At 72.9% G+C, this 11,792-nt stretch carries 15 protein-coding genes; 10 read left to right on the top strand and 5 right to left on the bottom strand.

Annotated features, from left to right (window positions below):
- Positions 1 to 47: 47 nt before the first annotated feature.
- Together EV384_RS17825 and EV384_RS17820 are read right to left on the bottom strand one after the other, a co-directional pair.
- Positions 48 to 545: a GNAT family N-acetyltransferase gene (locus EV384_RS17825; RefSeq protein WP_130334817.1), complete on the bottom strand. Its 498-nt coding sequence runs from the start codon at positions 543 to 545 to the stop codon at positions 48 to 50.
- The gene (locus EV384_RS17820; RefSeq protein ID WP_130334815.1) at positions 545 to 874 is read right to left on the bottom strand and encodes an ArsR/SmtB family transcription factor; all 330 of its coding nucleotides are present in this window, start codon (positions 872 to 874) and stop codon (positions 545 to 547) included. Before EV384_RS17820 ends, EV384_RS17825 begins: the two co-directional genes overlap by 1 nt.
- A 145-nt stretch (positions 875 to 1,019) precedes the next feature.
- On the opposite strand from EV384_RS17820, the gene EV384_RS17815 reads away from it, so the two are divergent.
- The 6 genes from EV384_RS17815 (at position 1,020) to EV384_RS17790 (ending at position 4,461) form a co-directional block, all read left to right on the top strand.
- Complete coding sequence (locus EV384_RS17815; RefSeq protein ID WP_130334813.1) at positions 1,020 to 1,397, top strand: ArsR/SmtB family transcription factor; 378 nt, start codon at positions 1,020 to 1,022, stop codon at positions 1,395 to 1,397.
- Positions 1,398 to 1,499: 102 nt separating this feature from the next.
- Positions 1,500 to 2,201 (top strand): arsenate reductase/protein-tyrosine-phosphatase family protein, encoded by a 702-nt coding sequence (locus EV384_RS17810; protein ID WP_130334811.1) that lies wholly within the window; start codon positions 1,500 to 1,502, stop codon positions 2,199 to 2,201.
- Positions 2,202 to 2,333: 132 nt separating this feature from the next.
- A complete protein-coding gene (locus EV384_RS17805; RefSeq protein WP_130334809.1) occupies positions 2,334 to 3,080 on the top strand; it encodes an aquaporin in 747 nt (248 codons plus the stop codon).
- The gene (locus EV384_RS17800) at positions 3,077 to 3,259 is read left to right on the top strand and encodes a hypothetical protein (protein WP_130334807.1); all 183 of its coding nucleotides are present in this window, start codon (positions 3,077 to 3,079) and stop codon (positions 3,257 to 3,259) included. The genes EV384_RS17805 and EV384_RS17800 overlap by 4 nt, the downstream gene beginning before the upstream one ends.
- A complete protein-coding gene (locus EV384_RS17795; protein WP_130334805.1) occupies positions 3,259 to 3,660 on the top strand; it encodes an arsenate reductase ArsC in 402 nt (133 codons plus the stop codon). The genes EV384_RS17800 and EV384_RS17795 overlap by 1 nt, the downstream gene beginning before the upstream one ends.
- Positions 3,661 to 3,756: 96 nt before the next feature.
- A complete protein-coding gene (locus EV384_RS17790; protein WP_130334803.1) occupies positions 3,757 to 4,461 on the top strand; it encodes a CBS domain-containing protein in 705 nt (234 codons plus the stop codon).
- Positions 4,462 to 4,502: 41 nt separating this feature from the next.
- Here EV384_RS17790 and EV384_RS17785 read toward each other — a convergent pair whose 3' ends face one another.
- Genes EV384_RS17785 through EV384_RS17775 form a run of 3 tightly spaced genes read right to left on the bottom strand, consistent with a single transcriptional unit; the run spans position 4,503 to position 7,759 of the window.
- Entirely contained in the window at positions 4,503 to 5,906 is a 1,404-nt protein-coding gene (locus EV384_RS17785) for an MGH1-like glycoside hydrolase domain-containing protein (protein WP_242624129.1), read from the bottom strand.
- Positions 5,903 to 6,721, bottom strand: a complete 819-nt coding sequence (locus EV384_RS17780; RefSeq protein ID WP_130334801.1) for a sugar phosphate isomerase/epimerase family protein — start codon at positions 6,719 to 6,721, stop codon at positions 5,903 to 5,905. Before EV384_RS17780 ends, EV384_RS17785 begins: the two co-directional genes overlap by 4 nt.
- A complete protein-coding gene (locus EV384_RS17775; protein WP_130334800.1) occupies positions 6,722 to 7,759 on the bottom strand; it encodes a zinc-binding dehydrogenase in 1,038 nt (345 codons plus the stop codon).
- A gap of 119 nt (positions 7,760 to 7,878) precedes the next feature.
- Between EV384_RS17775 and EV384_RS17770 the strand changes: the two genes are divergently transcribed.
- The 4 genes from EV384_RS17770 to EV384_RS17755 are packed head-to-tail and all read left to right on the top strand — an operon-like array spanning position 7,879 to position 11,742.
- Positions 7,879 to 9,273 carry an ABC transporter substrate-binding protein gene (locus tag EV384_RS17770; RefSeq protein WP_130334799.1) on the top strand — a complete coding sequence of 465 codons (1,395 nt, stop codon included), beginning with the start codon at positions 7,879 to 7,881 and terminating at the stop codon, positions 9,271 to 9,273.
- Positions 9,270 to 10,226 carry a carbohydrate ABC transporter permease gene (locus tag EV384_RS17765; RefSeq protein WP_130334798.1) on the top strand — a complete coding sequence of 319 codons (957 nt, stop codon included), beginning with the start codon at positions 9,270 to 9,272 and terminating at the stop codon, positions 10,224 to 10,226. The genes EV384_RS17770 and EV384_RS17765 overlap by 4 nt, the downstream gene beginning before the upstream one ends.
- Positions 10,226 to 11,092: a carbohydrate ABC transporter permease gene (locus EV384_RS17760; RefSeq protein ID WP_130334796.1), complete on the top strand. Its 867-nt coding sequence runs from the start codon at positions 10,226 to 10,228 to the stop codon at positions 11,090 to 11,092. The genes EV384_RS17765 and EV384_RS17760 overlap by 1 nt, the downstream gene beginning before the upstream one ends.
- A gap of 38 nt (positions 11,093 to 11,130) precedes the next feature.
- Entirely contained in the window at positions 11,131 to 11,742 is a 612-nt protein-coding gene (locus tag EV384_RS17755) for a phosphatase PAP2 family protein (RefSeq protein ID WP_130334795.1), read from the top strand.
- Positions 11,743 to 11,792: the final 50 nt, after the last annotated feature.

The raw sequence follows: 11,792 nt of genomic DNA, 5'->3' as shown, positions 1-11,792 counted from the left end.
CGAATCAAAAGGACGGAGGCCGGTCCCGACCACCGGGACCGGCAGGGTCAGGTGACGACGGGGCTGCGGCGCTCCAGCAGGACGACGTCGCGCCAACGGCCGTGGTGCCGGCCGACCCGTTCGCGGGTGCCGATGACCCGGAAGCCGGCCCGCCGGTGCAGGGTGAGGCTCGCGGCGTTCTCAGGGAAGACGCCGGACTGGATGGTCCAGATGCCGGCCGCCTCGGTGGAGGCGATCAGCGCGGCCAGGAGCAGCCGGGCCACGCCCCGGCCCTGGGCGGCCGGGTCGACGTAGACGGAGTGCTCCACCACCCCGGCGTAGACCGCGCGGGTCGACGTAGGGGAGACGGCGATCCAGCCGAGCACGGTGTCGTCGGTGTCGACGGCGACGAAGCGGTGGTCGACCAGCTTCGCGGTGTCGAAGGCGGCCCAGCCGGGCGCGGCTGTCTCGAAGCTGGCGTCGCCCGCGTCGAGGCCCGCCTGGTAGATCGCCAGGACCCGCTCGGCGTCGGCGGACGACATCGGGCGGACGGTGGGGTCGGCCATCAGCAGGCTCCCTTCGGGCTGGGGGCAGGGCGACCCATGACGACGTCGGCGGCGGAGGGGAAGCAGCCGACGCAGGCGTCGTTGATCCGGTAGTGCCGCGCGGTGCCGACCGGCTCGACCAGCACGAACCGCACCTCGGTGAGGATCTTCAGGTGCTGGGAGACGGTGGACTGCGCCAGGCCGACGGCGGCGACGATCTCCCCCACGCTCATCGGCCGTGCGTGACGGGCGAGGTAGGCCACGATCTGCACCCGGGTCGGGTCGGCCAGGGCCCGGAACCACGACGCGTACGTCTGCGCCGTCGCCCGATCCAACAACTCGTCCACCATCTCGCCCTTAATCGTTTATCGCCGATAGACGATCGAAGCCTAACGCACGGAGCCGGACGTGACGCCCCTCCCGCTCGGACGCCTGTCTCGACGCCCGTCGAAACAGACAGTTGCACGTTATTTAGAGATCTGTCAACCTAGAGCCATGTCAAAGCAAGCGGCGTCGCTGCCCGCTGTGGACCTCACCGCCGAGACGCCGTGCTGCCCCCCGCTGGCGCAGCGCCGGGTGCCGGCCGAGACCGCCGCGGTGCTCGCCCCCGCGTTCAAGGCACTCGGCGACCCGGTCCGGTTGCAGCTGATGTCGATGATCGCCTCCGCCGAGGACGGTGAGGCGTGCGTCTGCGACCTGACCCCGGCGTTCGACCTGACCGGGCCGACCATCTCGCACCATCTGAAGACGCTGCGCGAAGCCGGCCTCGTCGACGCCGAACGCCGCGGCACCTGGGTGTACTACCGGGCCCGCCCGGCCATCCTGCGCCAACTCGCCGCGCTGCTCGCGGTCGCGCCGGCCCCCGCCCCGTAGGCACGCGCCCCAACCTGGGGCGCAGCGCGTCCGACGAGAGCGACCCACACCCGTCGACGTCCCGTTTGACAGCCGCGCGATCGCTCAGCAATAGTTGAGTCAATGACTGCTGAGCTTGCGTCCCTCCGAGAGCGCGCCCGGATCCACGCCGCGCTCGGCGACCCGGTGCGCCTGGCGATCGTGGACGCGCTCACCCTGGGCGACGCCTCCCCCGGTGAGATCGCCTCCGACCTCGGAATGCCGACCAACCTCGTCGCCCACCACGTCAAGGTCCTCACCGAGGCCGGCCTGGTCGTCCGCGGCCGGTCCGAGGGCGACCGCCGCCGCACCTACCTGCGGCTGCGACCCGAGGCCCTGGCCACCCTCACCCCGCCGCCGCCGGCCGGGGTGGGCCGGGTGGTCTTCGTCTGCACCCGCAACTCCGCCCGGTCGCAGCTCGCCGCCGCCCTCTGGGCCCACCGCACCCGCACCTCAGCGGCCTCGGCGGGCACAAATCCCGCGCCGCGGGTCCACCCCCGGGCCGTCGCGGTGGCCCACCGGCACGGCCTGGACCTCGACCCGACCGGCACCTCGCACGTCGCGGACATCGTGCGCGACGACGACCTGCTGATCGCGGTCTGCGACAACGCCCACGAGGAACTCACCGGGCCGGTCCGCCCCCGCCTGCACTGGTCAGTGCCCGACCCGGTCCGGGTCGGCACCGACGCCGCCTTCGAAGCCGCGTTCGCCGACCTCGCCGCCCGGGTCGATCGCGTCGCCCCCGTCCTCACCCCCGCCATGAACTCGGGAGACCACCGTGACTGACCCCGTGGACCAGCGGCTCGGCCCGCCGTGAGCCGCGGTGACACCTGCCCGCTCCGCCCCGCCACCCGCTGATCCGCACGCCCGAGCCGAAACGCGGCCCGGGACGTCACCGCAAGGGAAGAGAACAGACTGATGACCATCGCACCCTGGCGGCGCCTGCTGGCCGAGTTCACCGGCACCGCCCTGCTGGTCACCGCCGTGGTCGGCTCGGGCATCATGGCCGCCACCCTCTCCCCCGGCGACGTCGGCCTCCAACTGCTGGAGAACTCGATCGCCACCGCGCTCGCCCTGGGCGCGCTGGTCCTGATCTTCGGCCCGGTCTCCGGGGCGCACTTCAACCCGGTGGTCTCCGCCGCGGACTGGTTCCTCGGTCGCCGCGCCGGCACCGGCCTGACCGGCCGTGGCCTCGGCGGCTACGTCATCGCCCAGATCGCCGGCGCGATCGGCGGGTCGATCCTGGCCAACCTGATGTTCGACCTCGCCGCCGTCGACTTCTCCGGCAAGGACCGCGCCGCCGGGCACCTCTGGCTCGGCGAGGTCGTCGCCACCACCGGCCTGATCCTGCTGATCTTCGCCCTCGCCCGCTCCGGCCGCGCCCCCGTCGCGCCGGCCGCGGTCGGCGCCTACATCGGCGCCGCCTACTGGTTCACCTCGTCGACCTCCTTCGCCAACCCGGCCGTGACGATCGGCCGCGCCTTCACCGACACCTTCGCCGGCATCGCCCCCGCCTCCGTCCCCGGCTTCGTCATCGCCCAGCTCGTCGGCCTCGCCGTGGGCATCGGTCTCCTGGCCGCGCTCTACCCCGACGCCGGGCAGGCCGCCGACCAGGTCGTCGTGCCCACCGACGAGCGCGACCCGGCGCTCGACCACCACGCATGAGCCCCGGCCCGGAGCACGGTGGCGCGGACAGGTCGTACACCCTGCTCAATCCGCCGCGTCCCGACGGCCGCTACCGGCTGCTCGACCGCAACAGCGACCCCCGCTGGCCCCTGCCCACCGCCCAGTCCGAGGCGCCGGTGAACCGGCCCTGCGACCCGCACTGCGAGAAGGGCTCCTGATGTCCGACAAGCCCAGCGTCCTGTTCGTCTGCGTGCACAACGCCGGCCGCTCCCAGATGGCCGCCGGCTGGCTGCGCCACCTGGCCGGCGACGCCGTCGAGGTCCGCTCCGCCGGCTCGGCGCCCGCCGAGACGGTCAACCCGGCCGCCGTCGAGGCCATGGCCGAGGTCGGCATCGACATCACCGACCAGACCCCCAAGCTGCTGGAGTACGCGACGGCGGAGTCCTCCGACGTCATCGTCACCATGGGCTGCGGGGATGCCTGCCCGGTGTTCCGCGGCAAGCGGTACGAGGACTGGAAGCTGGAAGACCCGGCCGGCAAGGGCGTCGAAGCGGTCCGTCCGATCCGGGACGAGATCCGGGACCGGGTGGCGCGCCTGCTGGCCGAGCTGCGGGACTGACCTCTCGGGACTTCCGACCCGGACGGCCGGTCCCTGCGCCCCTGCTCCGTCCCACCGCCCGCACCTAGCGTCGACGGCGGGAACGAGGAGGTCGCCATGCGTACGTGGCAGGTACAGGACGTGATGACAGCCGACGTCGCGACGGTACGGGAGGACACGGCGTACCGCGAGATCGTCGACGTGCTGACCGGCCGGCACGTCACCGCGGTGCCGGTGGTGGACGGCGCCCGTCGGGTGCTCGGGGTGGTCTCCGAGGCGGACCTGCTGCACAAGGTCGAGTTGCAGGGGCAGCCGCACGAGCGGCGGTTCTTCGTCAGCCGGCACCACCGGCAGGCCCGGGTGAAGGCCGGGGCCACCCTGGCCGCCGACCTGATGACCAGTCCCCCGGTCACCGTGGCGCCCGACGCCTCGCTGGTGGAGGCGGCCCGGATCATGGGCGAGCGGAAGGTGAAGCGGCTGCCGGTCGTCGACGACCTGGACCGGCTGGTCGGCATCGTCACCCGCGGCGACCTGCTCAAGGTGCATCTGCGCCCGGACGCCGACATCCGCCGCGACGTGGTCGACGAGGTGCTGCACCGGGTGCTGGGTGTCCCCGACGGCGTGGTGGACGTGACCGTCCACGACGGCGTGGTCACCCTGACCGGCCAGCTCGACCGCTGGTCGACCGTGCACCTGGCGCTGCTGCTCGCCGGCCACGTCAGCGGCGTGGTCGAGGTGGTCGACGCGCTCGGGTACGCGATCGACGACGCGCCGATGGCCGCCCTGCGCGCCGGCGCCGGCACCCCGGCCGGGATCGCCTGACCCGCCGCCCGTCGGCGTCGCACCGGGGTGACGCCGGCGGCTCACCCCTCGGCGAGGGCGTCGAGCGCCAGGGAGGCGGTCCAGCTGAACGCCGGGGAGCCGAGCCCGGCGCCGGTGTCCGGGTGGAAGTACTCGTGGCAGCCGCTGCGGGCGACCAGGCCGAGCATCGACTCCCGCAGCCCGGCGGCCAGCTCGGGACGGCGGTGGGCGAGCAGCCCCCGCCAGAGCAGCCAGCTCGTGTTCAGCCAGCTCGGTCCGCGCCAGTAGCGCAGCGGCTCGAAGTCCGGCGCGGTGCGGTCGTGGGTGGGCAGCGGACGGTCCATCCGGGACGCCAGGCCGAACCGGGGCGAGCACGCCTCCGTCAGTACCGCCCGGACCTGCCGGGCCGGCAGGTCCGGCAGGATCAGCGGCATCAGCCCGAGCACCGTCCGGGCCGGGATCAGCCGGTCGGTGCGCAGGTCGCGCGGGTGGAAGGTGCCGGTGGTGGGGTCGTACAGCCGGTCGACCAGGGTCGCGGTGATCCGCGCCGCCCGGTCCCGGTGCGGCCCCGGGTCGGCGCCGACCACCGCCGCGATCCGGGCCAGCGCGTGCTCGGCCACCCCGAGGGCCGCGTTGAGTAGCGGACACTCCACCAGGAAGGGATGCCGGCCGGCGAGCCCGTCGTCGCCGTAGCGGCCCTCCCGGTAGGACGCGACGATCGCGACGTACTGCGCGTAGTCCAGGTCCGTGGGGCGGTGCGCGGCGTCGGCGTGCGCCGTGTCGTGCCGCCGGTACGCCCGCATGACGGCCGCGTCGGCCGGGACCGCCGCCATCGGGGCGTCCCAGGCGGGGCTGTTGTCCAGCCCCGACTCCCACGGGTGCACCAGGCAGGCCAGCCCGGCGCCGCCGACGTCCCGCCGGCCGGTCAGGTACCGCTGCTGGGCGACCAGCCGCGGGTAGAGCCAGCGCAGGGCCCGCACCGAGGCCTCCGACGGGGCCCGGCGGTGGGTCAGCCACGCCGCCGGGGCGTGCACCGGCGGTTGGACGATCCCGGAGGTGGCGCCGGCCGGGGCACCGTCGGCGCGGGCCGAGTCCCAGAACTCCGGCCCCGGGAAGTACGAGCCGACCCGCAGCGCCGGGTTGAACACGATGTGCGGCACCCGCCCGTCGGCCCACTGGGCGGCGAAGAGCGTCCGCAGCTCCCGCCACGCCCGGTCGGGTCGGACGTGGGCCAGCCCGACGGCGATGAACGCCGAGTCCCAGCTCCACTGGTGCGGGTAGAGGGTGCGCGACGGCACGGTGTGGTCGTGCTCCCAGTTGCCGTCGAGGGTGTCGACGGCCAACCGGCGCAGCCCGGCCGCCCGCTCGGCGCCGGCCCGCCGAAGTTGCGGATCGCCCTCCGGACCACCCGTCGTGGCGTCCAGCCCGGAGGCGGCGCCGGGCCGGCCGGCGGAGCTGGCGCTCATGCCGCCGCCTGCCACGGCTTGGCGTGCGTGAGCACCGTCGCGGCCTGCCGGAGGGCGGCGAGGGGTTCGCCGCGCAGCCGGCACTCCAGTGCCAACCATCCCCGGTAGTCGATCTCGTGCAGGGTCCTCAGCAGCGCCGGCCAGTCCAGGTGCCCGGCCCCGGGCTGGTACCGGTTGGAGTCGCTGACCTGCACGTGCCCCAGGTACGGCGCGGCGGCGCGCAGCGCAGCGTGCACGTCGTCCTCCTCGATGTTCATGTGGAAGGTGTCGGCGACCACCCGGACCGAGGGCAGGCCGACGGCCGCGCAGAGGGCGACCGCCTCGTCGAGCCGGTTGACCATGTGGTCCTCGTACCGGTTGAGGGGTTCCAGGAAGAGGCTGACGCCCTCGGCGCGGGCGTGCTCGCCCAGCTCGCCGAGGGCGTCAACGAGGACCTGCCGATCGCCGTCGGGCGAGCGGGGCGGCTCGAAGGGCGGCAGCCGCCGGGAGAACATCCCCCAGGCGGCGGGGGTCATCGCGCCGATCCCGCCGAGTTCGGCGATCACCGAGAGCTGGGAGCGGAGGTTGCGCACCGCGTCCCGGGAGCGGTCCGGGTCGAAGTCGCCGATGAAGTGGTCCATGTCGACGCAGACGGTGGGCATGGGCACGCCGTCGGCGCGGGCCCGGCGCAGCTCCGGCAGCCGCCGGGCGAACGCGAGGTCACCGCGGCCGCGCAGCTCGATGGCCTGGTAGCCGAGGGTGGTGGCGAGGGCGAACTTGTCGGACAGGCTGGCGCCCGGGAGCAGCTGCTCCTGGCAGGCGAGTGGAATGGCCATTCAGAACCTCAGCACGACTTGGAGGACGTCACCGTCACCGCGGTCGAGCAACGCGAGCGCGTCGGCCACCGCGCCCGCGTCGACGACGTGGCTCACCAGCGGCAGCGGGTCGACGCTGCCCTCGGCCACCAGGTCCATGAAGGTGTGGGCGATCCGGGGCCCGGTCCACCGGCCGGCCGTGCCGGGTGCCGGGGTGGGCCCGGAGATCTGGGCCGCCACCAGCTGGATCCGGTTGTGGTGGAACTCCTCGCCGAGTCCCAGCCCGAGGGCGTACCCCTGGTAGAAGCCGGCGGCCACGACGCGGCCGGCGTGGGTGGTGGCGCGGATCGCCTCGTGCAGCGCCGGGTACGACCCGGACAGCTCCAGGCAGACGTCCGCGCCGCGACCGTCGGTGGCTCCGTGGAGCACGGCGGCGGCGGAGTCGACGGCGGCGTCGACGACCCGCCGGGCGCCGAAGCGGGTGGCGAAGTCCAGCCGGGCGGGCACCCGGTCGACCGCGACCACCCGGGCGCCGGAGAGGGCGGCCAGCCGGGTGGCGAGCAGGCCGATCACCCCCTGACCGAAGACCCCCACCCAGTCGCCGAGGTGCAGGTCGCCGGCGAGCACCGCAGTGAGGGCGATCGCGCCGGGACGGGCGAAGACGGCGGTGAGCGGGTCGAGCCCGCGGGCCAGCGGCTGGACCGCGCCGGCCGGCACGACGGCCTCGGCCCGGTGCCCCCAGATGCCCCAGACGACCTGCCCGGGATGCCGGTCGGCGACGTCGGCGGCGACCTCGACGATCTCGCCGACCTCCTCGTAGCCGAAGCCGATGACGGGGTAGGCGGCGGGTGCCTGGCGCGGCACGAACATCCGGGTGGCGTCGTCCCAGTCCTTGCTGAGTCGCGGATTGCTGCCCCGGTAGAGGGTCAGTTCGGTGCCGGCCGAGATGCCGGAGTAGCAGGTGCGGACGCGAACCTGGCCCGGGCCGAGCGGATCAGCGGGGCAGGGCTCCAGGCTGACGCATCGGGGCCCGGCCAGCGAGACCACCCAGTTGACCATGGCGTCGCTCCGAGAAAAGTGCCGGAGGCAATCTTACCAAATAAATCGGCATATGTAGTTGGATTGATCAATCGAAGGGTATTGAATCCACGTTGTACCCTTCGAGAGGAGTGCCACCGATGTCATTACCTCCGACGCGGTTGCTGGCCACCACCCTGATCATGGCATTTGCCGGGGTGGGAATGGTGGCCTGCAGCGGCGATGAGCAGAAAAGCGACAGTTCACAGATCACGGTGTGGAGCCTGGAGGACGTGGCCGACCGGGTCACGGCGACCAAGGCGATCATCAGCGACTTCACCGCCAAGACCGGCGTCAAGGTCAACCTGGTCACCGTCAACGAGGACCAGTTCCCCTCCCTCATCGCCTCCAGCGCCGCCGCCGGCGAGCTCCCCGACGTGGTCGGCTCCGTCTCCCTCGCCGGCATCCAGACCCTCGCCGGCAACGAGCTGCTGCACGAGTCGGCCAACGCCGAGATCGTCGACAAGCTCGGCCGGGACACCTTCTCCCCCCGGGCGCTGGAGCTGACCTCCGACGGCGGAAAGCAGCTCTCCGTCCCCAGTGACGGGTGGGGCCAGCTCCTCGTCTACCGCAAGGACCTCTTCGACGCCGCCGGCCTGCCCGCCCCCGACACGTACGAGAAGATCGCCGCCGCCGCGGCGAAGCTCAACACCGGCGGCGTCGCCGGCATCACCGCGGCCACCTCCCCCGGCGACGTCTTCACCCAGCAGACCTTCGAGCACCTCGCCCTGGCCAACAACTGTCAGCTCACCGACGACTCCGGCGCGGTCAAGCTCGACTCCCCCGAGTGCGTCGAGGCGTTCCGCTTCTACGGCGACCTGATGCGCAACCACTCGGTCAAGGGCGCGCAGGACGTGGACACCACCCGGGCCACCTACTTCGCCGGCAAGGCGGCGATGCTGATCTGGTCGCCGTTCATCCTCGACGAGCTGGCCGGGCTGCGCGCCGACGCCAAACCGACCTGCCCGCAGTGCCAGCAGGACCCGACGTTCCTCGCCAAGAACAGCGCCTTCGTCACCGCCATCAAGGGCCCCAACGGGACCGAACCGGCCCAGTACGGCGAGATCAGCTCGTGGGCGGTCCTCGACGGCGCCGCGGCCGACCCGGCCAAGTCGTTCGTGGAGTACCTGCTCTCCGACGGCTACCCGCGCTGGTTCGGCATGTCCCCCGAGGGTCGGTTCCCGGTCCGCAAGGGCACCGCGGACGACAAGGAGAAGTTCCTCACCGCCTGGAACACCAGCCAGGCCGGCGTGGACACCAAGAAGCCGCTCTCCGCGGTGTACGGCGACGACGTGCTCGCCACCCTGCGCAAGAGCCCGGACACCTTCCAGCGCTGGGGCCTGCCCCAGGGCCAGGGCAAGCTGGTCGGCGCCATCCTCGGCGAGCTACCCGTACCGAAGGCGCTCGCCGACGTGATCGGCGGCAAGTCCGACGCCGCCGCGGCGGCGGCCCGGGCGAAGAAGGACGTCGAGGCGGTCAAGAAGGGCGTCAATTGACCACCACCGCGCCGGAGGCCGGCCGCTCCCCCGCCCGGGAGCGGCCCGGCCCCCGGCGCCGACCACTGACCCTGCGCCGCCGCGAGTCCCGCGCCGGGCTCGCGCTGGTCGCCCCGACCCTGCTCGTGGTGCTCGCGGTGATCGGCATCCCGATCGTCTGGACCGTGGTGCTGGCCTTCCAACGGGTACGCCTGGCGACCCTGCGCAGGACCGGGCTCGTCGGCGAGTTCACCCTGGCCAACTTCGACCGGGTGCTGCACACCCCCGGGTTCGCCGACACGCTCTGGACCACCCTGCTCTACAGCCTCGGCGGGACCTTCGGTTCGATCGTGATCGGCCTGGTCGCCGCGCTGGTCGTTCGCCGGCCGTTCCGGGGACGCACGATGGTCCGGGCGTCGATGCTGCTGCCGTACGTGGCGCCGGTGGTCGCGGTGGCCTTCGTCTGGCAGGTGATGCTCGACCCGCAGCTCGGCGTCGTCAACGCCTGGGGGCAGCGGTTCCTCGGCTGGGACGCGCCGATCCCGTTCCTCTCCCAGGACTCGACCGCGCTGTGGACGGTGATCGCGTTCGAGGCGTGGCGGTACTTCCCGTTCGCGTTCCTGTTCCTGCTCGCCCGGTTGCAGGCGGTCCCCGGGGACCTGGAGGAGGCGGCGCGGGTCGACGGGGCCACCCCGACCCAGCGCTTCCGGCACATCCTGCTGCCCCAGCTGATGCCGGTGATCGCGCTGCTGGCGGTGCTCCGGTTCATCATGACCTTCAACAAGTTCGACGACGTCTACCTGCTCACCGGCGGTTCAGCCGGCACCGAGGTGGTCAGCGTCCGGGTCTACCAGTTCCTCACGGCGCGTACCGACGTCGGCGCGGCGGCCGCCCAGGCGGTCGTGCTGGCCGTGGTGCTGATCGCGTTCGTCGCGATCTACCTGCGCTTCTTCACCGCACGTAGGGAGGCGTGATGGACCGGGACCGGTTCGAGACGGTCAGCCTGCGCTGGCTGCGCCGGCTGGTGATCGCCGCCTTCCTGATCGTCACCGTGCTGCCCTTCTGGTACATGCTGGTGCTCTCGGTGCGCCCCATCGAACGCCTGCTGCTCGACCCCGGCTCGCTGTGGGTGCCGGTCAGCGAGTTCACCGTCGCCACGTACGCCGAGGTGCTCAAGGCCGCCGAGGACGGCGGCCAGGGGTTCCTCACCTTCATCCGCAACAGCGGCTTGGTGGCGCTGGCCGCCACGCTGCTGACCCTGGTGGTCGCCATCCCCGGCGCGTACGCGGTGTCCCGGCTGCGGTTCTTCGGCCGGCGACAGGTCAACGCCCTCTTCCTCGCCGTCTACCTCTTCCCGTCCATCGTCATCGCCATCCCGCTCTTCGTGGTCTTCACCCGCGTCGGGCTGCGCGGCTCGCTGTTCGGGCTGGTGCTGGTCTACATCTCGCAGACCCTGCCGGTCTCGGTCTACATGCTGAAGAACTACTTCGAGACGATTCCGGTCAGCCTGGAGGAGTCCGCAGCCATCGACGGCGCCGGTCGGCTCGGCATCATCCGGCGGGTCAGCCTCCCCCTCGCGGCGCCGTCGATCATGGCGGTCGCCCTCTACGACTTCATGATCGCCTGGAACGAGTTCCTCTTCGCGCTGCTCTTCCTGGTGGACAAGCCGAACCGGTGGACGGTGTCGCTGGGGCTGTCGCTGCTCTCCGACGGCGTCGAGGTGCCGAAGACCGTGCTGATGGCGGGATCGGTGATCCTCACCCTGCCCATCGTGATCCTCTTCTTCGCCAGCGAGCGGCTGCTCACCGAGGGGCTGACCATCGGGGCGGAGAAGGGCTGAACTTGACCTTGAGCGCGGGATCACACCAGGATGGCCCGGTGCGCGCGACCACGGTGGACGGGGACCGGTCGGCCAGCCGACGGCTGGCCCGCCTGCTCACCGAGGTGCTCGCGCCGGGCGTCCTGGCCACCGCCCTGCCGCTGGTGGCGGCCGCCCGGGTCAGCGACGGCCCGGGCGACCTCCTGGTGTGGGGCGGCACCGCGCTGCTCTTCTGCGCGGTCATCCCGGTCGGCGTGATCGTCCACGGGGTGCGCCGCGGCAGACTGACCGACCGGCACATCGGCGACCGCACCCAGCGGGCCCGACCGCTGCTGACCGGCCTGGCCTCGGTGGCGGTCGGGATCGCGCTGCTGGCCGCGCTGCACGCCCCGGCGGAGCTGTTCGCCGTCATCGTCGTGATCTTCGTGGTCGGCGCGGCGGTCACCGTGGTCAACCACTGGTGGAAGCTGAGCGTGCACGCGGCGGTGATCGCCGCCTCCGCCACCGTGCTGGTGCTGCTCTTCGGTCCGGCCCTGCACACGGCCTGGCTGCTGGTGGCCGCGGTCGCCTGGTCCCGGGTACGGCTGCGCGACCACACCTGGCCGCAGGTGCTGGCAGGGGCCGCCGCCGGGGTTCCACTCGCCGCCGGCACGTTCCTCGCGCTGACCTAACCCCCCGCGCGGGCTCGACCCGGCGCATCATGCCTGGTCACGCGCGGCGG

It is taken from the genome of Micromonospora kangleipakensis (genome assembly GCF_004217615.1).
Classification (GTDB): Bacteria; Actinomycetota; Actinomycetes; order Mycobacteriales; family Micromonosporaceae; genus Micromonospora; species Micromonospora kangleipakensis.
The sequence above is the reverse complement of the archived record's forward strand: the minus strand, read 5'-3'. Positions and strand labels throughout refer to the sequence as shown.